At 42.2% G+C, this 22,387-nt stretch carries 24 protein-coding genes, 2 tRNA genes and 1 pseudogene; 21 read left to right on the top strand and 6 right to left on the bottom strand.

Annotated features, from left to right (window positions below; all coding sequences use genetic code 11):
• Nucleotides 1-103, bottom strand: a 103-nt coding sequence (locus tag PSI23_RS17895) for an IS1 family transposase (protein WP_306309626.1), incomplete at its 3' end; no start/stop codon positions are given.
• A gap of 58 nt (nucleotides 104-161) precedes the next feature.
• On the opposite strand from PSI23_RS17895, the pseudogene PSI23_RS23495 reads away from it, so the two are divergent.
• The 16 genes and pseudogenes from PSI23_RS23495 to aroG form a co-directional block, all read left to right on the top strand.
• Nucleotides 162-269, top strand: a pseudogene (locus tag PSI23_RS23495) (IS982 family transposase); the annotation flags it as partial.
• A 495-nt stretch (nucleotides 270-764) separates the two neighbouring features.
• A complete protein-coding gene (cydA, locus tag PSI23_RS17890; protein ID WP_273556345.1) occupies nucleotides 765-2,339 on the top strand; it encodes a cytochrome ubiquinol oxidase subunit I in 1,575 nt (524 codons plus the stop codon).
• A 14-nt stretch (nucleotides 2,340-2,353) separates the two neighbouring features.
• Nucleotides 2,354-3,493: a cytochrome d ubiquinol oxidase subunit II gene (gene cydB / locus PSI23_RS17885; protein ID WP_273556344.1), complete on the top strand. Its 1,140-nt coding sequence runs from the start codon at nucleotides 2,354-2,356 to the stop codon at nucleotides 3,491-3,493.
• Between the two features lie 11 nt (nucleotides 3,494-3,504).
• A complete protein-coding gene (cydX, locus tag PSI23_RS17880) occupies nucleotides 3,505-3,621 on the top strand; it encodes a cytochrome bd-I oxidase subunit CydX (protein WP_092518007.1) in 117 nt (38 codons plus the stop codon).
• On the top strand, nucleotides 3,621-3,908 hold the full coding sequence (gene ybgE, locus PSI23_RS17875) for a cyd operon protein YbgE (RefSeq protein ID WP_273556343.1): 288 nt from the start codon (nucleotides 3,621-3,623) through the stop codon (nucleotides 3,906-3,908). The genes cydX and ybgE overlap by 1 nt, the downstream gene beginning before the upstream one ends.
• A 114-nt stretch (nucleotides 3,909-4,022) precedes the next feature.
• Nucleotides 4,023-4,427 (top strand): tol-pal system-associated acyl-CoA thioesterase, encoded by a 405-nt coding sequence (ybgC, locus tag PSI23_RS17870; RefSeq protein ID WP_273556342.1) that lies wholly within the window; start codon nucleotides 4,023-4,025, stop codon nucleotides 4,425-4,427.
• Nucleotides 4,424-5,113, top strand: coding sequence for a Tol-Pal system protein TolQ (gene tolQ, locus PSI23_RS17865; RefSeq protein ID WP_273556341.1), 690 nt, complete (start codon nucleotides 4,424-4,426; stop codon nucleotides 5,111-5,113). The genes ybgC and tolQ overlap by 4 nt, the downstream gene beginning before the upstream one ends.
• A gap of 24 nt (nucleotides 5,114-5,137) precedes the next feature.
• Nucleotides 5,138-5,569 (top strand): colicin uptake protein TolR, encoded by a 432-nt coding sequence (gene tolR, locus PSI23_RS17860; RefSeq protein WP_273556340.1) that lies wholly within the window; start codon nucleotides 5,138-5,140, stop codon nucleotides 5,567-5,569.
• Nucleotides 5,570-5,604: 35 nt separating this feature from the next.
• Complete coding sequence (tolA, locus tag PSI23_RS17855; RefSeq protein ID WP_273556339.1) at nucleotides 5,605-6,726, top strand: cell envelope integrity protein TolA; 1,122 nt, start codon at nucleotides 5,605-5,607, stop codon at nucleotides 6,724-6,726.
• Nucleotides 6,727-6,916: 190 nt separating this feature from the next.
• On the top strand, nucleotides 6,917-8,215 hold the full coding sequence (gene tolB / locus PSI23_RS17850) for a Tol-Pal system beta propeller repeat protein TolB (RefSeq protein WP_273556347.1): 1,299 nt from the start codon (nucleotides 6,917-6,919) through the stop codon (nucleotides 8,213-8,215).
• 42 nt (nucleotides 8,216-8,257) lie between these two features.
• Nucleotides 8,258-8,764, top strand: a complete 507-nt coding sequence (gene pal, locus PSI23_RS17845; RefSeq protein ID WP_273556338.1) for a peptidoglycan-associated lipoprotein Pal — start codon at nucleotides 8,258-8,260, stop codon at nucleotides 8,762-8,764.
• A gap of 9 nt (nucleotides 8,765-8,773) precedes the next feature.
• Entirely contained in the window at nucleotides 8,774-9,550 is a 777-nt protein-coding gene (cpoB, locus tag PSI23_RS17840) for a cell division protein CpoB (RefSeq protein ID WP_273556337.1), read from the top strand.
• Between the two features lie 156 nt (nucleotides 9,551-9,706).
• Nucleotides 9,707-9,782 (top strand) — tRNA-Lys (locus PSI23_RS17835).
• Nucleotides 9,783-9,813: 31 nt separating this feature from the next.
• Nucleotides 9,814-9,889 (top strand) — tRNA-Lys (locus PSI23_RS17830).
• A gap of 281 nt (nucleotides 9,890-10,170) precedes the next feature.
• Nucleotides 10,171-10,884: a nicotinamide riboside transporter PnuC gene (gene pnuC / locus PSI23_RS17825; protein ID WP_273556336.1), complete on the top strand. Its 714-nt coding sequence runs from the start codon at nucleotides 10,171-10,173 to the stop codon at nucleotides 10,882-10,884.
• A 258-nt stretch (nucleotides 10,885-11,142) separates the two neighbouring features.
• A complete protein-coding gene (gene aroG / locus PSI23_RS17820) occupies nucleotides 11,143-12,195 on the top strand; it encodes a 3-deoxy-7-phosphoheptulonate synthase AroG (RefSeq protein WP_273556335.1) in 1,053 nt (350 codons plus the stop codon).
• A 75-nt stretch (nucleotides 12,196-12,270) separates the two neighbouring features.
• Here aroG and gpmA read toward each other — a convergent pair whose 3' ends face one another.
• From gpmA to modE, 4 genes are all read right to left on the bottom strand, one after another.
• Entirely contained in the window at nucleotides 12,271-13,023 is a 753-nt protein-coding gene (gene gpmA / locus PSI23_RS17815) for a 2,3-diphosphoglycerate-dependent phosphoglycerate mutase (protein ID WP_273556334.1), read from the bottom strand.
• Between the two features lie 235 nt (nucleotides 13,024-13,258).
• Nucleotides 13,259-14,116 carry a CPBP family intramembrane glutamic endopeptidase gene (locus PSI23_RS17810; protein WP_273556333.1) on the bottom strand — a complete coding sequence of 286 codons (858 nt, stop codon included), beginning with the start codon at nucleotides 14,114-14,116 and terminating at the stop codon, nucleotides 13,259-13,261.
• A gap of 211 nt (nucleotides 14,117-14,327) precedes the next feature.
• Nucleotides 14,328-15,812 (bottom strand): molybdate ABC transporter ATP-binding protein ModF, encoded by a 1,485-nt coding sequence (gene modF, locus PSI23_RS17805; protein ID WP_273556332.1) that lies wholly within the window; start codon nucleotides 15,810-15,812, stop codon nucleotides 14,328-14,330.
• 239 nt (nucleotides 15,813-16,051) lie between these two features.
• Complete coding sequence (modE, locus tag PSI23_RS17800) at nucleotides 16,052-16,843, bottom strand: molybdenum-dependent transcriptional regulator (RefSeq protein ID WP_273556331.1); 792 nt, start codon at nucleotides 16,841-16,843, stop codon at nucleotides 16,052-16,054.
• Between the two features lie 175 nt (nucleotides 16,844-17,018).
• Here modE and PSI23_RS17795 point away from each other — a divergent pair, with 175 nt between their 5' ends.
• The 4 genes from PSI23_RS17795 (at nucleotide 17,019) to modC (ending at nucleotide 20,128) form a co-directional block, all read left to right on the top strand.
• A complete protein-coding gene (locus tag PSI23_RS17795) occupies nucleotides 17,019-17,159 on the top strand; it encodes an AcrZ family multidrug efflux pump-associated protein (RefSeq protein WP_092517978.1) in 141 nt (46 codons plus the stop codon).
• A 430-nt stretch (nucleotides 17,160-17,589) separates the two neighbouring features.
• A complete protein-coding gene (modA, locus tag PSI23_RS17790) occupies nucleotides 17,590-18,360 on the top strand; it encodes a molybdate ABC transporter substrate-binding protein (protein ID WP_273556330.1) in 771 nt (256 codons plus the stop codon).
• Nucleotides 18,361-18,377: 17 nt separating this feature from the next.
• Nucleotides 18,378-19,070 carry a molybdate ABC transporter permease subunit gene (gene modB, locus PSI23_RS17785; protein WP_273556346.1) on the top strand — a complete coding sequence of 231 codons (693 nt, stop codon included), beginning with the start codon at nucleotides 18,378-18,380 and terminating at the stop codon, nucleotides 19,068-19,070.
• Nucleotides 19,064-20,128: a molybdenum ABC transporter ATP-binding protein ModC gene (gene modC / locus PSI23_RS17780; protein ID WP_273556329.1), complete on the top strand. Its 1,065-nt coding sequence runs from the start codon at nucleotides 19,064-19,066 to the stop codon at nucleotides 20,126-20,128. Before modB ends, modC begins: the two co-directional genes overlap by 7 nt.
• A gap of 168 nt (nucleotides 20,129-20,296) precedes the next feature.
• Here modC and PSI23_RS17775 read toward each other — a convergent pair whose 3' ends face one another.
• Nucleotides 20,297-21,112, bottom strand: coding sequence for a pyridoxal phosphatase (locus PSI23_RS17775; RefSeq protein WP_273556328.1), 816 nt, complete (start codon nucleotides 21,110-21,112; stop codon nucleotides 20,297-20,299).
• Between the two features lie 149 nt (nucleotides 21,113-21,261).
• Here PSI23_RS17775 and pgl point away from each other — a divergent pair, with 149 nt between their 5' ends.
• On the top strand, nucleotides 21,262-22,248 hold the full coding sequence (gene pgl / locus PSI23_RS17770; protein ID WP_273556327.1) for a 6-phosphogluconolactonase: 987 nt from the start codon (nucleotides 21,262-21,264) through the stop codon (nucleotides 22,246-22,248).
• Nucleotides 22,249-22,387 lie beyond the last annotated feature (139 nt).

Here is a 22,387-nt window from a genome sequence, read left to right as displayed (position 1 = left end):
AGGCATAACAGCGATAACGGGGATGGCCGCCATTTCCTTTTCCATGCCCTTTGACATGTTCTGATGTGTGACAATAACGACAATAAACGTCAACTTTAGCCATACTCCACCATTAAAAAGTTAAAGCATATCACAATAACTAACTATTCAATACATGACCCGGTTTTCTACTGGAAATCGCCGCGGGCCTTATTGCTTATACATTCCAACCTAAAAAACCGAGCTTGAATCTACGGGATAATGATATCGCTATTTTTAAACGAAGCTGAGGTTAATTAAATCCGAAATATTGAAAAAATATATTTTTTAAAGAATGAAAATAAAAGGTTAATTTTCTAATGCTTTTTACAGCAAAAAATAAATTAAGACTCATTGGAAATAACAATTTATTAACACTTGGTAAACTATTATGAAATAATAGATGTAAAGCTTAACAAAACAAGGAAAAAATTGACTAAAATCAATTTATTACTCTGTTTTTAATTCACTGAACTTGATTAAATTGATCTAGTATATATAGATATTAGTCTGAGGGTTTATGTCTTTGTTGACCTATATTCAGGAATTCTAAGCTGAGTCACGTAAAATCTATTTATTGTATGTGAATATAGGCGTAATATTATTGTGGTAGCTATGAATTTTTCATTTTGTTAATAATTTATTATTATGTCTGAGGCATTTATTGCTGGTAGTTACGAGACTTTCGTTTTACGAAGTCGGGTTGCCGCAAGTCGGTGTCTTCCTGCTGGGAGCAAGGAGTCAAGATGTTTGATATTGTCGAACTGTCACGATTACAGTTTGCCTTAACTGCCATGTACCATTTTCTGTTTGTACCATTAACGCTGGGTATGGCGTTTTTGCTTGCAATCATGGAAACGGTATATGTCCTTTCTGGCAAACAAATCTATAAAGATATGACAAAATTCTGGGGTAAGTTATTTGGTATTAACTTTGCTCTGGGTGTCGCAACGGGCTTGACCATGGAGTTCCAGTTCGGAACCAACTGGTCATATTTCTCACATTATGTTGGTGATATTTTCGGTGCTCCTCTGGCCATCGAAGGTCTGATGGCATTCTTCCTCGAATCCACGTTCGTTGGTCTGTTTTTCTTCGGCTGGGATCGATTGAGTAAGAAACAACACTTGGCGGTTACTTGGCTGGTTGCATTAGGCTCTAACTTCTCTGCATTGTGGATTCTGATTGCGAATGGTTGGATGCAAAACCCGATTGCGTCTGACTTTAACTTCGAAACCATGCGAATGGAAATGGTGAGCTTCAGCGAACTGGTATTTAACCCAGTTGCTCAGGTGAAATTTGTTCACACCGTTGCTGCCGGTTATGTGACAGGTGCCATTTTTGTATTGGGCATCAGCTCTTACTATCTGCTTAAAGGGCGCGATTTAGCATTTGCCAAACGTTCTTTTGCGATTGCAGCAAGTTTTGGTATGGCTGCGATATTGTCTGTCATTGTTCTGGGTGATGAATCTGGATATGAAATGGGGGACGTGCAGAAAACTAAATTGGCAGCAATTGAAGCAGAGTGGGAAACTCAGCCGCCTCCAGCCTCATTCACGCTGATTGGTATTCCTGATCAGGACAAAATGGAAAATAAATATTCCATCCAAATTCCTTACATTTTAGGTTTGATTGCTACCCGCTCCACAGATACACCTGTCGTTGGTCTGCGTGAGCTGATGAGTCAGCATGAACAACGTATCCGTAACGGTATCAAGGCCTATGAATTACTGGAAGAACTGCGTTCAGGCAATATTGACCCAAATGTTCGCAGTGCATTCAACGAAAGTAAGAAAGATCTTGGCTATGGCATGCTCGTGCAGCGTTATACCCAAAGTGTAACTGATGCAACAGAAGAGCAAATTAAAGCCGCAGCGAAAGATTCTATTCCACGTGTAGCACCGCTCTACTTTGCATTCCGTATCATGGTGGCAGCTGGCTTTATTATGCTGCTGATTATCGGTTTGTCGTTCCTGAGCGTTCTCCGCAACCGTATCGGTCAACATAAGTGGTTATTGCGTGCTGCATTATTCAGTATTCCATTGCCATGGATTGCCATTGAAGCTGGTTGGTTTGTCGCGGAATATGGTCGTCAGCCGTGGGCGATTGGTGAAGTGTTGCCGACTGCTGTTGCGGCTTCAACGCGCAGTGTAGGCGATCTGATTTTCTCAATGGTGCTGATTTGTGGTCTGTACACTTTATTCTTGATTGCAGAGATGTTCTTGATGTTCAAATTTGCCCGTCTTGGCCCAAGTAGCCTTAAGACCGGACGTTACCATTTTGAACAAAAAATAACTTCTTCAGCGAATAATAATATTGAGTAAGCAGGGGTTCACTTATGCTTGATTATGATGTATTACGATTTATATGGTGGCTGCTGATTGGTGTGTTATTTATCGGTTTCACAGTGACTGATGGTTTCGATATGGGAGTAGGTATCCTGCTGAAAATCATTGGTAAAAATGATACCGAGCGCCGCATCATGATTAACTCAGTTGCCCCGCACTGGGATGGTAACCAAGTTTGGTTAATTACCGCTGGTGGTGCTCTGTTTGCAGCATGGCCAACGGTATATGCTGCTGCTTTCTCTGGTTTTTATGTGGCAATGATTCTAGTCTTGGCTGCATTATTTTTCCGTCCGGTTGGTTTTGATTACCGTTCAAAACTAGAAAGCAGCAAATGGCGAAATATGTGGGATTGGGGACTTGTTATCGGTAGCTTCGTACCTGCATTGGTTATCGGGGTTGCATTCGGTAATTTGCTGCAAGGTGTACCGCTGGCTATTAATTCCGACTTGCGTGTCTCCTATGAAGGTTCGTTCTTTGGGCTGCTGAATCCTTATGGATTACTGGCTGGTGTGATTAGCTTGATGATGATTGTGACGCAAGGTGCAACTTACTTGCAAATGCGTACAACCGGTGAATTGCACCTTCGCTCCCGTACCGCGACTCATGTTTGTGCAGCGATAACGGCAGTTGCATTTCTGTTGGCTGGTATATGGCTGATTTATGGTATTGATGGTTATGTTGTAACGGGAGGATTAGATGTTAATGCAGCATCGAATCCGTTGCATAAGGAAGTGGTTCAGCAGGCAGGTGCATGGCTGATCAACTTCAATAACTATCCGAGCCTGTGGGCTATACCTGCGCTGGGAGTACTTCTCCCTCTGCTGACTATGTTGGCTACTTGGCTGGATAAAGGTGGTTGGGCATTCCTGTTCTCATCATTGACAGTAACTTGCATTATTCTGACTTCAGGTATTGCTATGTTCCCGTTCGTGATGCCATCAAGCCTTGATCCGAATGTCAGTCTGACCATGTGGGATGCAACATCCAGTCAGTGGACGTTGCAAATTATGTTCGTTGTTGCGTTTATCTTCATTCCTATTGTGTTGTCTTACACCATTTGGTGTTATTACAAAACATTCGGGCGTTTGGATAAGAACTATATTGAAAACAACAAACACTCACTATACTAAGGAGCATAGGTATGTGGTATTTTGCTTGGATTCTCGGAACGCTTTTGGCTTGTAGCTTCGCTGTCATTGCTGCCTTGGCACTTGAGCATAACGAATCACGGAAAGCGTCTGAGAGTGACAAAAAATAATGTTGGCTGATAAATGTTACCAGCTTATGGATAAGAGCCTGTTGAGGGCTCTTATCCTCATCGTGGCCTTAATACTTGCTGCATGTGTGTTTTGGGATCCTGCGCGTTTTGCTGCGAATACCAGTTCCCTACAAATATGGCAAGGTATTTTATTGATTTGGGCAGTTTGTTCTGGCGTCACTTTTGGTGTCGGTTTTTATCCTAAACGTATTATCTGGCGTTTGTTTTTTCATCCATTACCTGCATTTTTCCTTCTTCTTTTTGGCTTATATTATTTCTTTAAGTAAACTAATTATAATTTTATTGGCTGTCAGCCCATAAAATTTTTTTACTAACAAGTCATTCCAAAGCGCTATTGTCTTAAGTATAGTGACAGCGTCAATTCGCCGAATTAGGATTATATGAGTAATATGTTATTCCGTTGGCCTATCCGTGTTTACTACGAAGACACAGATGCTAGTGGTGTGGTTTATCACGCGCGATATTTGGTCTTTTACGAAAGAGCTCGTACAGAGATGTTGCGTGAAAAAGGCTTCCACCAGCAGTATATGTTAGATGAACAAGTTGGCTTTGTTGTTAGTCGTATGACGGTTGACTATCGGAAACCAGCAAAATTGGACGATCAGCTGGTTGTTGAAAGCGAGGTTACGAATATCCGTGGCGCTTCCCTGACATTTATTCAACGAATAGTTGATTGCAATGGCGTAATTATCAGTAGCGCAGAATGCTTGGTTGTCTGTGTGATTTCATCTCAAATGAAGCCTATTGCGCTTCCAAAGTCTATTGTCGCGGAGTTTAAGCAGTGACTGACATGAACATCCTTGATTTATTCCTTAAGGCAGGTTTATTAGTGCAGCTGATCATGTTGATTTTGATTGGCTTCTCTATCGTCTCTTGGGCAATCATTATTCAACGAACAAAGATCCTTAATGCTGCAAGCCGTGAGGCAGAAGCATTTGAAGATAAGTTTTGGTCTGGTATTGAATTATCTCGTCTTTATAAAGAAAGTCAGTCGCGCCGTGATTCATTAAGTGGTACTGAGCAGATATTCCATTCCGGGTTTAAAGAATTTGCTCGTTTACATCAGGCAAATAACCATGCACCAGAGGCTGTTATTACAGGCGCTTCCCGTGCAATGCGCATTTCACTCAATCGTGAACTGGAAACATTGGAAAATCACATTCCGTTTTTGGGAACGGTGGGTTCTATCAGTCCTTACATTGGTTTGTTTGGCACGGTGTGGGGGATCATGCATGCCTTTATTGCTTTGGGTGCCGTTAAACAGGCAACTCTGCAAATGGTTGCGCCCGGCATTGCCGAAGCCCTGATTGCAACAGCTATCGGTTTATTTGCAGCAATTCCTGCGGTGATGGCTTATAACCGTCTGAACCAACGTGTTAACAAACTAGAACAAATGTACGATAATTTTATGGAAGAATTCTTGGCTATTCTGCACCGTCAGGCTTTTGCTTCCAATACCAACAAGTCGTAATAAATCGTAAGGGGAAATCAGCGAATGGCGCGCACTCGTAGTCGCAGATGTGAGCTAAAATCCGAGATCAATATCGTTCCCTTGCTGGACGTGTTACTGGTATTGCTACTTATTTTCATGGCAACAGCACCGATTATCACGCAAAGCGTAGAAGTCGATTTACCTGAAGCGGTGGATTCAAAAACAGTTTCCAGCACTGATAATCCACCGGTCATTGTGGAAGTTTCTGGGGTAGGGCAATACAACATGGTTGTTAACCAGAAGCGTTTGGAATTGTTACCTGAACAGCAAATAGTTGCAGAAGCTCAAACTTTGATTAAAGCTAATCCGAAAACAATTTTCCTGATTGGTGGTTCTAAGGAAGTTCCTTATGATGAAATTATCAAAGCGTTGAATATGCTTCGTCAGGCGGGTGTAAAATCGGTGGGTTTAATGACTCAACCTATCGGAGCCTGATAGCGGCTGTCACTTAAAGTTTCTGGATGTCGAGCGTGGGAAAGACAAGCGAACAAAACAATAGGCTGAATCGCGCCATTATCATTTCTATAATATTGCACATTATCCTGATCGGTTTTCTGATTTGGGGTTCTCTGGTGCAAAAAACGGAAATGGGAGGCGGTGGAAAAGACGGCACTGTCATTGATGCTGTGATGATTGATCCGAATGCTGTAGTTCAACAATATAATCAGCAGCAACAGCAACAGGCCAATGCAAAATTAGCGGAACAACAGCGGAAGAAAAAGGCTGAACAGCAGGCTGCTGAATTGCGTGCAAAGCAGGCGGAAGAACAGGAACGTTTGAAAGTAGCTGAAGAAGAACGAATTAAAGCACAGCAGACGGCTGAAGCGCAGAAAAAACAGTCTGAAGCAGCCGCAGCTAAAGCGCTTGAAGATCAGAAGCAGGCTGATGCCGCTGCTGCCAAAGCGCTTGAAGAGCAGAAACAAGCTGATGCCGCTGCTGCTAAAGCCCGTGAAGAGCAAAAACAGGCGGAAGAAGCGGCAGCAAAAGCACTGGCAGAAAAAGAAAGGATCTTAAAAGAACAGGCTGAGGCTCGACAGAAAGCGGAAGCTCAGGCAAAGAAAGAAGCTGAAGAAGCTATAAAACGTAAGGCGGCGGCTGAGGCAGAAGCTAAGGCCAAGGCAACGGCAGAAGCTAAAGCAAAAACTGAGGCAGAAGCTAAGGCGAAATCAGAAGCGCAGGCAAAAGCTAAGTCTAAAGCGGAAGCAGCGAAACAGGCTCAAGCAGTTGATGATTTATTAGGTGGATTGACCTCCAATGCACCTAAGCCGGGTGGAGCTGCTGCTGTAGGAAAAGGTGGGGCTAAGAAAAGCGGTCTTTCTGATTCCGATATCAGTAATTACAAGGGGCAAATTCAGGCTGCGATCCAACATAATTTTCGTGATCCAGCTCTGTATATCGGCCGTACTTGTGATTTAAATATAAAACTGGCACCAGATGGATTACTGATTGATATCAAAGCAGGGGCTGGTGATCCAGCTTTGTGTAGAGCAGCGCTTGCAGCGGCTAATCAGACAAAGAAGATGCCACGTCCACCAAGTGCAGAGATTTATGAACATTTCAAGAGTTTCACTCTAGACTTTAAGCCACAGTAAAGTAAATATTTAGTGTGAACGTGTTATTTGTTGGGTAAATCTTCGAATTATTTATATGTACAAACAAAATTATTAGATTTTATTTAGGTATCTAGTTTTGTTTGTTGGCGTTTGTTAGAATCCGGCGGATTATTGCGGGCATATAAAAGATCGCGATAAGGGAGAAATGATGAAGCAAACTTTTGAACAAATGTTTAAACAGAAGTTTAGAATAATATTGGGCTTTCTGATGATGTGGGCTGCGCTTGCTCATGCAGAAGTTCGTATTGAAATTACACAAGGTGTTGATTCTGCTCGTCCTATTGGGATTGTCCCATTTAAATGGTCTGGTGCAGGAGATGCCCCTGAAAATATTAGTTCAATTATTGCTGCGGATTTAAGAAACAGTGGAAAATTTAATCCGATTGATCCAAATCGTATGCCGCAACAACCGGCGATTGCCTCAGAGGTAACGCCTGCTGCTTGGTCTGCACTTGGAATCGACTCAGTGATTGTCGGACATATTCAGCCAAGTGCGGATGGTAAATTTCTTGTTTCTTATCAGCTTGTTGATGTTGCTGGTGCACCGGGAACTGTGTTGGAACAAAATCAGTTCACAATCGAGAGAAAATGGTTGCGCTTTGCAGCACACACAGTCAGTGATCAGGTTTTTGAAAAACTGACAGGTATTAAAGGTGCATTTCGTACCCGTATAGCTTATGTCGTCAAAAACAGCAATGAGAGTAAATTCCCATATGAGCTGTATGTTTCTGATTATGATGGCTATAACCAAACTCGGGTACACCGTTCACCGGAACCACTGATGTCACCAGCATGGTCACCAGATGCTTCTAAACTTGCCTATGTTACGTTTGAAGGTGGTCGCTCTGCGTTGATTATTCAAACCTTGGCAACAAGTGCTGTACGTCAGGTAGCTTCATTCCCTCGCCATAACGGGGCGCCTGCATTTTCTCCGGATGGGACTAAACTTGCCTTTGCATTATCTAAAACAGGTAGTTTGAATCTTTATGTGATGGATTTAGCTTCTGGTCAAATCCGTCAGGTCACTGATGGCCGCAGTAATAATACTGAGCCAAGTTGGATGCCGGATAACCAGACATTGGTCTATACCTCAGATCAGGGTGGGCGTCCGCAATTGTACAAAATTGATATTAATGGCGGTGCTCCACAACGCCTAACTTGGGAAGGATCACAGAACCAAGATGCAGATGTTAGCCCTGACGGTAGTTTTGTCGTTATGGTTAGCTCGGCAAGTGGTAGTCAGCATATCGCCAAACAAGATCTGGCAACGGGATCTGTCCAAATTCTGACGGATACGTTTCTAGATGAAACGCCGAGTATCGCACCTAATGGCACTATGGTGATTTATAGCTCCACTCAAGGGTGGGGAACTATATTGCAGCTAGTTTCGACTGATGGGCGTTTCAAAGCGCGTCTTCCGGCTACCAATGGACAGGTGAAATCTCCTGCCTGGTCGCCGTATCTGTGATGCATAATAATATGTATGGCAAACTATAAAAGGATCAAAGAGATGCAACTGAACAAAGTGCTAAAAGGGCTGATGTTAGCTTTACCAATCATGGCCGTAGCAGCGTGTAGTACTAACAAAAATGGCAACAATGATCAGTCTGGTGTAGGCACTGTTGATAATTCTTCTAAATCAACAGGTCTGTCTGCTGAAGAATTAGCACGTCAGCAGATGCAAGAGCTGCAGAACAAAAGCATCGTATACTTCGGTTTCGATAAGTATGATATCAACAGCGAATTTGCTCAGATGTTGGATGCACACGCTGCATTCCTGCGTACTAACCCATCTGTTAAAGTTACTATCGAAGGTCACGCAGACGAGCGCGGTACTCCAGAGTACAATATCGCTCTGGGTGAGCGTCGTGCGAACGCAGTGAAAATGTATCTGCAAGGCAAAGGCGTTTCTGCTGATCAGCTCGCTATCGTTTCTTACGGTAAAGAAAAACCGGCTGTACTTGGCCATGACGAAGCAGCGTACTCTAAAAACCGTCGCGCTGTAATCGTATACTAAGAGTAATGCATGAACAGTAACTTCAGACGTTATATGTTGGGTCTGTCGTTATTGGTTGGCGTAGCGGCTCCTTGGGCCGCTACTGCCCGAGCGCCAATCAGTAATGTCGGCTCAGGCTCCACCGATGAGCGCCTCTCCCAGTTAGAGCGTATTTCTGACGCTCACAGTCAATTATTAACTCAACTCCAGCAACAGCTTTCTGATTCACAACGTGATATTGATATGCTCCGTGGTCAAATTCAGGAGAATCAGTATCAATTAAACCAGATCGTTGAGCGTCAAAAAGATCTTTATTTGCAGTTGGATAAAATCACCAATCCATCGAGTGCAGAAAGTTCAGACTCAGAAAATCGTAATGCTGCGTCTTCGGCACAAGGTGATAATAGGCAATCCGCTATATCTGCGAGTACGGGGAGTGAAAAGGGTGATTACGATGCTGCCATTTCTTTGGCTATCAACACCAAAGAATATGATAAAGCGATTCTGGCATTTCAAAACTTTGTCAAAATCTATCCTAAGTCTAAGTATTCATCGAATGCTAATTATTGGTTAGGACAATTGAATTACAACAAAGGCAAAAAAGACGATGCAGCTTATTATTTTGCCACTGTTGTGAAAGATTATCCTAAATCGCCAAAAAGCAGTGACTCCCTGTATAAAGTTGGTTTGATCATGCAGGAAAAGGGACAAAAGGCTAAAGCGAAAGCTGTTTATCAGCAGGTAGTTAAGCAATATCCTGGTACTAATGCAGCAAAAATGGCTGAGAAAAAGCTTCCTGGGATGTAATAATTATCCCCGAAAGATCAAATATCGGTCTTTTGGGGTATTGTTGTCTGATTAATAGACATTTAAACAGTTTTTCTAAAATAAATGTTGCGCCCTGCTGAGAAATCAGTAATATATGCCGCCGTTGGCAGGGATAACTGCCAAACAGATTTAGATGGGTCGTTAGCTCAGTCGGTAGAGCAGTTGACTTTTAATCAATTGGTCGCAGGTTCGAATCCTGCACGACCCACCATCTAAATCCTCAATTCATGCACTCCTTAGATGGGTCGTTAGCTCAGTCGGTAGAGCAGTTGACTTTTAATCAATTGGTCGCAGGTTCGAATCCTGCACGACCCACCATCTAAATCCTCAATTCATATACTCCTTAGATGACCCGTTAGCTCAGTCGGTAGAGCAGTTGACTTTTAATCAATTGGTCGCAGGTTCGAGCCGAGTGAAGCGAGACAACGATGCACCAGCATCGGCCTAAAAACTTTAAAATACTTAAAGACTTTTTTATTTAAATTCGCTATCGTGTTTAGTATGTAAAACCAAAAAGAGCAAAATAACTTATTTTTCTCGTAATTTCACGTTTGTTATATAGATATACTAAACATTATTTATGGTAAGGATAAGAAAGCATGGATTTTTTCAATATCAATAACATATTAGTACATATACCATTAGGAACAGACGGTTATAATCTTTCATATATTGAAGCGATTGGTACGATGGCAGGGTTGTTATGTATTTGGCTCGCCAGTCAGGAGAAAATCATTAATTACCTATTTGGGCTAATTAATGTTTCATTGTTCGCCGTCATCTTTTTCCAAATTCAACTCTACGCCAGCCTCATTCTGCAAATCTTTTTCTTCGCGGCCAATATCTATGGTTGGTATGCATGGAGCCGAGTGAATGGGCAAAAACAAATAGAGCTTAAAATTCGTTGGCTTAATCCTAAACAGATGGCTATTGTTGCTGCGATTTCAATTCTTGCCATATTGATCATGACATTCAATATCGATCAAATATTTGGTTATATGGCAAAAATGGTGGTGCTTGCTCTACAGGGAATGGGGTCTAATATCACTATGCCTGAGCTACAGCCAGATGCTTTCCCATTCTGGGATTCAGTGATGACGGTATTATCCATAGTGGCTATGATTCTGATGACTCGTAAGCATGTAGAAAACTGGCTGATTTGGGTCATCATTAATGTTATCAGCGTAGTGATTTATTATCATCAAGGCGTTCTGGCGATGTCGTTGCAATATATTATTTTGACAGGTATCGCACTAAATGGTGCTCGCATCTGGATCAAGGCAGCTAAACATAACGAACAACAAGAAAAATAAAATATAAATTAGCACTGCTCATCGGCCATAGGTAATTAACTTATCTATGGCCTGTTATTTGGTATCTTTGCTGCAAAGTATTTTCTTCTTATCAGTCTATTTATTTGAATTAACATCATTTTTACGTTCAATGACTTTTTCTATCAAAAAAGTATCCTATTTTTACCCACAAAGATTATTTACAGCACAACGCCTAACAGTTAGATTGAGATCACAAAATTATTTCAAATAACTGTAAACACATTAGGTGAAAGGACAATGAATTACCAGAATGACGATATAAGAATAAGAAAAATAACGGAATTACTACCACCAGTTGCATTACTCGAAAAATTTCCTGCGACAGAAGATAGTGCTATTACTGTTTGCAAGGCACGTGAATCTATTCATAATATTTTAATTGGTGAAGATGATCGTCTATTGGTAGTGATTGGTCCATGTTCAATTCATGACCCACAAGCGGCATTAGAATATGCAGAGCGCTTGAATAAATTACGTGAAGAATTGAAAGCTGATTTGGAAATTATCATGCGGGTTTATTTTGAAAAGCCCCGCACAACCATTGGCTGGAAAGGACTGATTAACGATCCGAATATGGATTGCAGTTTTGATATCAACGATGGACTACGTACTGCTCGTAATCTATTGCTTGATATTAATAATATGGGGTTGCCTGCGGCTGGCGAGTTCCTTGATATGATTAGCCCCCAATATTTAGCAGATCTCATGAGCTGGGGCGCGATAGGAGCACGTACAACAGAATCTCAGGTTCATCGTGAATTGGCATCAGGGCTGTCTTGTCCGGTTGGATTCAAAAATGGCACGGATGGAACAATTAAAGTCGCCATTGATGCTATCAATTCAGCCAGCTCATCACACTGTTTCTTGTCTGTTACGAAATGGGGTCACTCTGCGATTGTTAATACGACAGGTAACTGTGATTGCCATATTATTCTGCGTGGTGGCAAAGAGCCTAATTACAGCGCCAAGCATGTCAGTGAGGTTAAAGAAGGGCTAGAGAAAGCTGGCTTGGCTCCTCGCGTGATGATTGACTTTAGCCACGCAAATAGTGCGAAGCAGTTTAAAAGACAAATGGATGTAGGTGTGGATATCTGTGGTCAGATTGCCAGTGGCGAAAATGCGATCATTGGTGTTATGGTTGAAAGCCACTTAGTTGAAGGAAATCAAAATCTGGAGAGTAGTGAGTCTTTGGTTTATGGTCAGAGTGTGACAGATGCTTGTATTGGTTGGGAAGATACAGAAATCTTACTGCGTCAGTTATCTCAGGCTATCAAGAGCCGCAGAAGCTAATTTATTGTAAGAACATCATAAAAAAGCCGGAAATTAATCCGGCTTTTAACATTTCTTTTGCGTGACCCGTGAGGATTACTTCGCTTTACCCTGATTTGCAACTGCTGCCGCTTTTGCTGCGATTTCATCAGCGTTGCCCAGATAATAGTGTTTGATAGGTTTCATATTTTCATCAAACTCGTAAACCAGTGGTACAGCAGTTGGAATATTCAGCTCAAGAATTGCTTCTTCGCTCATATTATCCAGATACTTCACCAGTGCTCGCAGAGAGTTACCATGAGCAGCGATGATAACTTTTTCACCTTTTTCTACACGTGGCTTGATAACTTCTTCCCAATAAGGAACAACACGCTCAATGGTAGTTGCAAGGCTTTCAGTTGCTGGGAGTTCTTCTGGTTTCAGATTCGTGTAACGAGGATCGTGGCCTGGGTAACGCTCATCATCTTGGGTCAAATCAGGAGGAGTAATTGCGAAGCCACGGCGCCACAATTTCACTTGATCATCACCGTATTTAGCTGCAGTTTCTGCTTTGTCCAGACCTTGCAATGCGCCGTAGTGACGTTCATTCAGTTTCCAGCTTTTTTCAACAGGCAGCCATTGCTGCTCAACCTGGTCCAGAATATTCCACAAAGTGTGAATGGCACGTTTTAAAACGGAAGTGTAGGCGAAATCAAAAGTGAAGCCTTCTTCTTTCAGCAGTTGACCAGCTTGTTGTGCTTCAGAGCGGCCTTTGTCAGACAATTCAACGTCAGTCCAGCCAGTAAAACGGTTCTCTTTGTTCCACTCACTTTCTCCGTGCCTTACAAGAACCAGTTTAGTTACAGCCATAGCTTAAACTCCTATCAGTACTTTTTAATACGAAATGAAAAGATCGCTGCGGGCATTATATGGCGCGATAGACCAAAACGGCAAACAATAGTCTCGTATCACCTGTTTTAAATCATGTTTGCTGATAATTATGGCGATCACATATTTGATGGGGAGAAAGGAATGGAAGGTAGTGTTTGATCTGAATTGTCACCCTCTATTACAGGGATACAGTTCAGATCAAATGGAATTCAGTTTAGTGTATGACTACTGATTTTATTGGATAGGTGAAAAACAGCAGGTGCATTAGATTGAGTGAAAAATGGAAAGCAACCGCCACCCATAAACGACCGCTCCACATCCATGTCACGCCATAAATTAACCCTGCCAGTGTGGCGAAAATCATCAGTAAACCACCACCAGCAAAATGGGCTCCGCCAAAAATCAGAGAGGTAATGACAAGAGCTAAGTAAGGATTCATCCATTGACTTAACTTTTGCTGAATATAGCCACGAAACAGCGCTTCTTCAGCCAAAGAGACAAAGAAAATATTAGCGATGACAAAAGCAGGGAACCAATTAGGTAAATGAAGTTCAACCGATAATCCGCCTAATGCTGTTGCAAGCCCTAATAATGCCGGGATGGTTGCAATCAACAGTGCCCATCCATGAGGAGGTGCTTCAACCAAAGGTTTTCGGGTGAACAGAGTAGGTATACAGAATATTAGGACAAATGGCAGCAGTGCCTTATCAAAGTTGAAATACATTGAAAAAGGTGCGCTGAGCGGGCCAGCCTGTACTTTGTCCAGATATTTGAGGTTATGAAACCCTGGAATGTAATGCATAAATAGCAAAATACCGCCAGTAAGTAATAACAACTCGATAATAATTCTGAGAGTAAAATATTTTTTGCTGTTTTTTTTACAGTCGCTATTATTTTTACAATAAATGTGCGCCACACCTAATAGAGTCATCACTGTCAGCGTGATGATAGCGGGATAGGTAAGTATGTTAGTGCTGATCCCAGCAATGATAGCGAAGAGTGCAATGAAAAAAGCAATTTTCTGGCGACTATCTAAAAGAGCCAATGAAGCGGCAAGTAATGCCCAAGCCATATAATTCCCTATTATCTTTGAAAAAACCAATGGAATAGTCTAAAAATAGGCGGTGATTTTATAGTAATGGTTAAAAAATTCAAAAATAATAATAAAAAATATCAAAAAAATATTACTTGATTTTAGAAAGAGTGATTGGATAGAGCGATAACACCGGATTCCCCTCTATCAAGAGAGGAATCACAGCAAAGTGGAGGTCTAGGAAAGAAGACTACAGCAATTCTAAGGAAACACGCTCAGTTTCATATCGATAAATATCACCATCAGGAATAAATTTCAGACGATGAGTAATACACTTTGGCGCATCTTCCTGATGATGGGAAACAAACAAAAGCTGTGTATCACCATTAGAAATCATAATATCAATGAAGCGCAGAACTAACTGGCGGTTTAAGGGATCAAGCCCCTGCAAAGGTTCATCCAGAATCAATAATTTGGGATGTTTCACTAGAGCGCGGGCAATTAAAACGAGCCGCTGTTGCCCCCATGACAAACTACGAAAAGGGCTAATTGCTGTTGAAGCAGAGAACCCCAATAAGCCCAGCCATTCATCAGTTAACTGTTGCTGACGATCTGAAACAGCTTGATAAAGTCCTATTGAATCGAAGAAACCTGAAAGGATGACATTTCGAACGCTGGTGCTAACACGATACTCAAGATGAACACTATTACTGACATAACCAATGTGGCGTTTAATGTCCCAAATAGTTTCTCCACTTCCTCGTTGACGACCAAATAATATTAATTCATTGCTGTAACCTTGGGGATGATCGCCTGTAATCAGACTAAGGAGTGTCGATTTTCCAGCACCATTTTCACCGATGACCTGCCAATGTTCATTAGGATTCACTTGCCAGCTTAAGCCATGCAAAATGGGTTTGTCATTGTATTGAACAATAACATTACACATTGACACCAATGGTTGATCTGTCTGGAGTTGCTCGTCAGCCCGGAATTCATCTGTTTCGGGAAGGTGAATATTTTTCAGCTCCTCACTATGTGCCAACTGTGCCACGAGAGATTCTGCCAAAATACACTCTTTTTTCCCGGTCAATGTTAGGTGGCAATCTGCCAGTACACCGATTTGTTTGACAAAATCAGGAATTTCATGGAACCGGGTCAAAACCAAAACTAAAGTAATGCCTTTTGCAGCCAGAGAGTTCAATAACTGGGCAAGCTGATCTCGTGCATAAGCATCCAGTCCATCAAAAGGTTCATCAAAGATAAGCAGGTCAGGATTTATCATCAATGCCTGACACAGCAGAACCTTACGAACTTCCCCCGTTGAGAGATACTTGAATCGTCGCGAGAGCAAATCCTTAATACCAAAATACTCGCTTAATTCAAGGCACAATTCATTATCTTTATGATGAAGTTGAATGATGTCTGCGGCCGTGCGTCCGGTATCCTCTTCTTCTTCACTGAGTAAATCTGTATTGTTGCGTTGCCATTCTTCATCAATCAGTTTTTGCAATTGTTCGAATGATAGACGTATTGGTGTATGAAACGAACAATGACGTTCACCTGCCAGTTGAATTAATTCATCCGACAGAGCACGGGCTAACGAAGATTTTCCACTACCATTTGCGCCAACAAAAGCCCAATTTTCCTCAGAAATAATTTTCAGTGACGGTAGCCGTAGGGTACGGGTGTCACTTAAACGGAAACTACCTTGCGTTATTTGCAATTCAGACATTCTTTTTCCTTTTTAAGCAACATCAACTAAAGGATCATCAGAAATAAGCGGAATAATGTTCAATGTCAATGCGTAGCTGTCTGTTATTCATTGAGGATTAATAATTTTTGAAATCGATTGGGAATAGTTTTAGCGGGACACCATATTGCGGAACATGAGAAGAATGTGGGGAAGACGCGGGGAAAACATGGCATCCCCCTGACAGGCAGGTTTACAGGGGGCACAATTAGTATAGGAATTTAGCACAGAGTGGCAATAATCACTTTATCAGCATTGAAAAGAGCAGTAACAGAATCGTGTGGCTGGAGCTGTAAACGCGACATTTCTTGATTAGATAATGTCACGCAAAGGGATTCACCGCCATCAAGTGTCAGAATAATTTCACTGAATTCTGCTCCTGCATCAATATGGCTAATTTGGCTGGGTAGGGCATTATCGAATGAAGCAGCAGGGACATGATCTTTAGTTAAGGCTATCCACGGAGCTTTAATCAGCACCAGAACTTCTTTCCCTTTTACTAAATTCAGGCGATTTGCACTTTGTTCCGTTAAAGCCGCAGAGATTGATGTTTTACCATCAGCCAGCAGAACACGCACATTTTGTTGAATATTCTCTTGGTTACGTTCAATGATCGTACCGAAGAATTGATTTCGGGCACTGGTTTGTAACGAAAAGCGAGATATAGCGGCGAGTAAGCTGTCCAGGGGTAGAGAATTATCTTTCAGGGCATCAAACGCTTTTTGTTGAATTTTTTCCAGCAGATCATAAAGCTGCAACAGGCGTTCACCATAATGCGTAAGTTGAGCACCACCGCCACCTTTTCCACCTGTGGCACGTTCTACCAATACTTCATCTGCGAGCTGATTCATTTCATTGATAGCATCCCAGGCACTTTTATAGCTGATCCCAGCCTGCTTTGCTCCCTGACTGATAGAACCCGTGATTTTAATCTGTTTAAGCAACTCTATTCGTCGGGGATCAGCGAACAGGCGTTGTTGCAATTTCAGTGTTAATAATATTTGGGCTTGCATAGTGATTCATTTCGGGCAAATATTTGAGAGTTTTCACAACAGAACCATAAGAATCGCACGTTTCGTCGGTTACTGTTACTTTTTTATTGTCTAGAATAACTAGATTAACGTCTGTGTCATATCAGAATCAGATATGACACAGTTAATTTGTTAGTCATTCAGGAATGAGGTTAGCATGTTTGAATTGCTTAAAAGTATGGGATTTTCACTGATTATGGTTCCCGTCGTAATGGCTGCTATTTTGGCGTTGATTTACGGGCTTGGAGGATTGTTTAATATTATTTCCAAAAGGGAAACAAAAGGTATTGAACGGTAGTTTTGAGCTAACTTTATCTCTATTTGGTTTCTCTTCCATAGGCCTGTATATCCTGGATTCAGACCGCTGACAAACCCCGTTTGAAACAACAGGGTTTGTTTTTTCGTTATACTATCCCGGCAGGAATCTACCTTTTGTCCCTACGGCATTAGATCCATTTGGCGCATCTCGTTCCCCAGCCAAATCACCGCCACCAGAATTGAGACACAGAACAGGGCAAAAATCAGCGAAATTGAAGCGTTGATTGCCACTATTGCTGCTGGTTATTACTGGTATTTTTTACGTCTTGCACTGCAACCTTTACATTGAATTAATATAAAAGCTAAAACTGGCTCACAACTTGCCGATTAATCTAGGAATAGCATTTTCATTTAACGTTGTATCTTGTTATATACAACGCACCATGTTGATTATCTTAGGTGAGTGTAAAATGAAAAAGAAAGTTTATCAGTTGCTGACAGGGGCTGTGGTCTCTTTTGCGCTTGTTGGAAACGTCTGGGCGGCAGATAAAGTGATGGTTTTTGCGGCAGCTTCATTGACTAATGCACTTGCTGAGATTGCGGCACAGTACAAAAAAGAGAAACAGGGCGATATTGTTGCCTCCTATGCTTCATCTTCGACACTGGCACGCCAGATCGAGCAGGGAGCACCTGCGGATATTTTTATCTCTGCCGATCAACAATGGATGAATTATGCTACTGATAAACAATTAATTGCTGAGAATACCCGTCATACCTTATTGGGTAACCAGCTTGTCCTGATTGCTCCCAAAGAAAGCAAATTAGATAAAATTGATATTAACCGAGAAACAAAATGGAAATACTTGCTGGCGGGAGGGCGTTTAGCGGTTGGCGATCCTGATCATGTGCCGGTTGGCATTTATGCCAAAGAGTCGCTTCAATATTTGAATGCATGGGATACGGTCAATCCACTGATGGCACGTACTAACAATGTGCGTAGTGGTATGGCGCTGGTGGAACGAGCTGAAGCCCCGCTGGGCATTGTTTATGGCTCTGATGCCGTTGCCAGCAATAAGGTGAAAGTTGTGGGTGTTTTCCCGCCAGAAAGCCATAAATCGGTGGAATATCCGATTGCAATAATCAAAGGCCATGAAAAACAGGCTGTTCGTAATTTTTATGATTATCTTAAAACCCCTGAAGCCGCTGCAATTTTTAAACGCTACGGTTTTAGTCCACTGTAGGAACTGATCTTTTGGAGATGTTAAGTGAATATGAATGGCAGGCAATTTTACTGAGTTTAAAAATTTCAGGGATTGCTGTGTTATTCAGTTTACCATGCGGGATCTTAATGGCATGGATGCTGGCTCGTTGCCAGTTTTTTGGGAAATCCCTGCTTGATAGCATTATCCATCTGCCACTGGTATTACCGCCAGTGGTGGTGGGATATCTGTTACTTATCAGCATGGGGCGCCGTGGAGTAATAGGTGAATTCCTTTATGACTGGTTTGGTGTCAGTTTTGTATTTAATTGGACAGGAGCTGCGTTAGCTTCGGCTGTAGTGGCTTTTCCGCTGATGGTCAGAGCCATTCGGTTATCGCTGGAGAGCATAGATCGGCGTTTGGAACAGGCCGCTCATACATTGGGGGCGAGTTCATTTAAAGTCTTTTTCACCATTACCCTGCCGCTGTCATTACCCGGCATCATTGTTGGTGCGGTATTGGCATTCGCCCGATCGTTGGGGGAATTTGGGGCAACCATTACCTTTGTTTCGAATATTCCGGGGGAGACCCGCACTATTCCCCTTGCCATGTATACCTTGATAGAAACGCCTGATGCGGAAACAGCCGCAGCCCGTCTGTGCGTAATTGCAATTGCATTGGCACTGATTTCATTGATGCTTTCCGAATGGCTGGCACGTTGGGGGAGAAAACGTTTGGGGGCAGCATGTTAGAACTGGATTTTGAGCAGAGTTTGGGTGAGCTGCACATGCAGGTTGATACTACGTTGCCAACAGAAAGCATTACCGCCATATTTGGTCTTTCGGGGGCGGGAAAAACCTCATTGATCAACGTCATTGCGGGATTGAGTCGTCCACAAAAAGGTCGCATTGTTTTAAACGGCTCCACTTTAGTGGATACAGAACAAAATATCTTTCTGCCACCAGAAAAGCGCCGGATTGGTTATGTCTTTCAGGATGCACGCCTTTTCCCGCATTATCGTGTGAAGGGAAACCTACAATACGGTATGGCGCCAGAGATGAAACCGCAGTTTGACAGCATTATTGGTTTATTGGGGATTGAACATTTACTGTCACGTTTTCCCATCACATTATCTGGTGGAGAAAAACAGCGGGTAGCGATTGGTCGTGCATTGCTGACTGCACCTGAAATCTTGTTGATGGATGAGCCATTAGCATCATTAGATTTACCACGTAAGCGTGAGTTATTACCCTACCTCGAAAAATTGTCCGAAGATGTCAAAATCCCGATCCTGTATGTCAGCCATAGTTTGGATGAAATTTTACGCTTGGCAGATAATGTCATTGTCATGGACAAAGGAAAAATCAGGGCGACAGGGACCTTGGAAGACGTTTGGTCGAGCAGTGCACTGCGTCCGTGGCTGCAAAAAGAGAGCCTTGGCAGCATACTGAAAGTATCTGTCATGGAACACCATCAGCGTTATCAAATGACCGCAGTCGCAGTGGCTGACAAAATTCTTTGGCTACCACAAACTAATACCTCTCCGGGAACTGATTTGCATATCCGCATTGATGCATCAGACGTTTCTTTAGTTTTGGAGCCTCCAAAAGCCAGCAGCATCCGTAATACTTTACAAGTAAAAGTCATTGAATTTTTTGAAGAAAATGGTCAGGTTGATGTCAAATTGGCACTAAGTGAACATAGCCTATGGGCAAGAATTACACCTTGGGCGCGGGAAGAGCTTAATCTGCGGACAGGGCAATGGCTATATGCACAAATAAAGAGTATTTCTTTAAATCGTCATTTATGAATATATGGGAAACTATATATATGAAACTATATATATGAAACTATATATATGAAACTATATATATAGAAAATTATGCATATAGGGAGTTATGTAGGGAGTGCAGCAGTAAGCCATCTCATGACTGATTCACTCCCATTTTATTTACTTCCCCATTAATGCCAAAGGTAATTATAGAACGTATTTTCGAAGGACTTCAGCGATGCCGGGTTGGGTATTATCCCGTGTGACAATATCTGCCCGCTCTTTGACAGCATCGACGCCATTCCCCATAGCGACTCCCAATCCAGCGCTTTCCAGCATACTGAGATCGTTATAATTATCACCAAAAGCAATCACATCTTTCATACTCATGCCTTGCGACTCCACCCATTGCTGTAACCGCATGCCTTTGCTATTACCTTTTTTAGCTATATCTATCTGATCAAACCATGACCATTCACACTCAAGGCCAACATTTTCCTCAATTTGTTCACTAATCTCACGTAGTTTTACTAAATTGGGTGAGCTGGTGGCGAATTTCCAGATGAAATTCACATTGTGAATCGCATCTCGAAAGCTTCCTGTTTGCTGAATATTAGGGCGTTGGTGTTCAGGCAGAGAATCTGACCATGCAAGGGTTCGAGCTACAGTGTGAGGAAATTGATATAAAATGGCATCATCAACATACATCAGATGCTGAATTTCCGTGTCTTGCAGATAGGAAAGTGCTTGAGAGGCTTCTTGAATGGAGAGTGGATTAGAGGCTAATACTTTCTTTTCATGATAATCATATGAATAAGTTCCATTACAACAAATGGCTGGAGTATCAAGTTGCAGAGCTTGATAGAAAGGATGGATGGCGACATGATGGCGTCCAGTCACAATCAGAACTTTGATACCTGATTGGCGGGCTTCATTTAGGGCCGCCAATGATTCTGGCAAAATACGTTTTTGTGGATCGAGGAGTGTTCCATCTAGATCCAGCGCGATAACGCGATATGACATGAGTTGGCCTCTGGGTTGTCTATGATATAAACAAAATAATATACAGTAGTTGAACATAATTAAACTGTCATATGAGCAGTTTAGCAGACAAAACTTTTCAATAATCTTTATAGATCAATGAAATGGCAATGAAGCATTAAGGAGAGAACATGAAACAGGTGGTTTATACAGCCAGCCCAAGCAGCCGACAAATTCACGTATGGTCGCTTAATGTGGCAGGAGAACTTTCGCTTCTCCAGACCGTGAACGTGCCAGGTGAAGTACAGCCAATGGCCGTTAATCCTGATGGCAAACACTTATATGTGGGAATTCGTCCCCAATTCAGTATCGTGACTTATGCTATTGAGGAAGATGGACGCCTTGAACAGCAGGCCATTGCACCATTACCGGGTAGCCCGACCCATATATCCACTGACAGAACAGGGCGTTTTTTATTTTCTGCTTCTTATAGCTTCAATAATTTAAGTGTCCATCCTATTGATGAAAATGGAATCGTCAAAGCACCGAGCCAAATTGTAGAAGGCCTGCAAGCGCCACACTCTGCCAATATTGATCATGAAAATCGTCAATTACTGGTTCCATGCCTGAAAGAAGATCATATTCGTATTTTCAATTTGGACGAGCAGGGGTATCTGACAGAAAATCGAGCAAATGAAATTACCACAGCAGCGGATGCAGGCCCACGCCATATGGCATTTCATCCGGAAAAACAGGCGATCTATTGCATTAATGAATTGGATTCAACGGTTGATGTTCTGCGTAAATGGGAAAAATACCGTATTGTGCAATCAATCGATTCGCTATCAACAGATTTTTCCAATGTTCGTTGGTCGGCAGATATTCACATTACACCTGATGGTCGACATCTTTATACCAGTGAACGTTCAGAAAGCCTAATCAGCCATTTCCGTATTTCAGAAGATGGCTATCATCTGACATTAGCAGGACATTATCCGACAGAAACCCAGCCTCGTGGTTTTGCCATTGATCACAGTGGTCATTTCTTGATTACGTCAGGGCAAAAATCGGATCATATTTTGGTGTCACATATTGACAAATATTCCGGGGAATTGACTCAACTGGCACGTTATCCGGTTGGCAAAGCTCCGATGTGGATTACGGTATTGTCACTGTAAACCTGAGCCGCGCTATTTTGGGCGCGGCATTATTGTATATAGAAAACCCCCTGCTAGGCAGGGGGTTCTGTAGAGCTTTCAGCTATAAATCCGCTATAAAAACCCCTTTTGATTTGTTAAAACACCTTGCGGTCTGGCA

Origin of the sequence: Xenorhabdus yunnanensis, assembly GCF_028598805.1 — a bacterium.
Taxonomy (GTDB): domain Bacteria; phylum Pseudomonadota; class Gammaproteobacteria; order Enterobacterales; family Enterobacteriaceae; genus Xenorhabdus; species Xenorhabdus yunnanensis.
The sequence above is the reverse complement of the archived record's forward strand: the minus strand, read 5'-3'. Positions and strand labels throughout refer to the sequence as shown.

Bases quoted from the DNA above. Each gene is read 5' to 3' on its own strand.
- cydA (WP_273556345.1), top strand. From the start codon at position 765: ATGTTTGATATTGTCGAACTGTCACGATTACAGTTTGCCTTAACTGCC.
- cydB (WP_273556344.1), top strand. From the start codon at position 2,354: ATGCTTGATTATGATGTATTACGATTTATATGGTGGCTGCTGATTGGT.
- cydX (WP_092518007.1), top strand. From the start codon at position 3,505: ATGTGGTATTTTGCTTGGATTCTCGGAACGCTTTTGGCTTGTAGCTTC.
- ybgE (WP_273556343.1), top strand. From the start codon at position 3,621: ATGTTGGCTGATAAATGTTACCAGCTTATGGATAAGAGCCTGTTGAGG.
- ybgC (WP_273556342.1), top strand. From the start codon at position 4,023: ATGAGTAATATGTTATTCCGTTGGCCTATCCGTGTTTACTACGAAGAC.
- tolR (WP_273556340.1), top strand. From the start codon at position 5,138: ATGGCGCGCACTCGTAGTCGCAGATGTGAGCTAAAATCCGAGATCAAT.
- tolB (WP_273556347.1), top strand. From the start codon at position 6,917: ATGTTTAAACAGAAGTTTAGAATAATATTGGGCTTTCTGATGATGTGG.
- pal (WP_273556338.1), top strand. From the start codon at position 8,258: ATGCAACTGAACAAAGTGCTAAAAGGGCTGATGTTAGCTTTACCAATC.
- cpoB (WP_273556337.1), top strand. From the start codon at position 8,774: ATGAACAGTAACTTCAGACGTTATATGTTGGGTCTGTCGTTATTGGTT.
- pnuC (WP_273556336.1), top strand. From the start codon at position 10,171: ATGGATTTTTTCAATATCAATAACATATTAGTACATATACCATTAGGA.
- aroG (WP_273556335.1), top strand. From the start codon at position 11,143: ATGAATTACCAGAATGACGATATAAGAATAAGAAAAATAACGGAATTA.
- gpmA (WP_273556334.1), bottom strand. From the start codon at position 13,023: ATGGCTGTAACTAAACTGGTTCTTGTAAGGCACGGAGAAAGTGAGTGG.
- PSI23_RS17810 (WP_273556333.1), bottom strand. From the start codon at position 14,116: ATGGCTTGGGCATTACTTGCCGCTTCATTGGCTCTTTTAGATAGTCGC.
- modF (WP_273556332.1), bottom strand. From the start codon at position 15,812: ATGTCTGAATTGCAAATAACGCAAGGTAGTTTCCGTTTAAGTGACACC.
- modE (WP_273556331.1), bottom strand. From the start codon at position 16,843: ATGCAAGCCCAAATATTATTAACACTGAAATTGCAACAACGCCTGTTC.
- PSI23_RS17795 (WP_092517978.1), top strand. From the start codon at position 17,019: ATGTTTGAATTGCTTAAAAGTATGGGATTTTCACTGATTATGGTTCCC.
- modA (WP_273556330.1), top strand. From the start codon at position 17,590: ATGAAAAAGAAAGTTTATCAGTTGCTGACAGGGGCTGTGGTCTCTTTT.
- modB (WP_273556346.1), top strand. From the start codon at position 18,378: ATGTTAAGTGAATATGAATGGCAGGCAATTTTACTGAGTTTAAAAATT.
- modC (WP_273556329.1), top strand. From the start codon at position 19,064: ATGTTAGAACTGGATTTTGAGCAGAGTTTGGGTGAGCTGCACATGCAG.
- PSI23_RS17775 (WP_273556328.1), bottom strand. From the start codon at position 21,112: ATGTCATATCGCGTTATCGCGCTGGATCTAGATGGAACACTCCTCGAT.
- pgl (WP_273556327.1), top strand. From the start codon at position 21,262: ATGAAACAGGTGGTTTATACAGCCAGCCCAAGCAGCCGACAAATTCAC.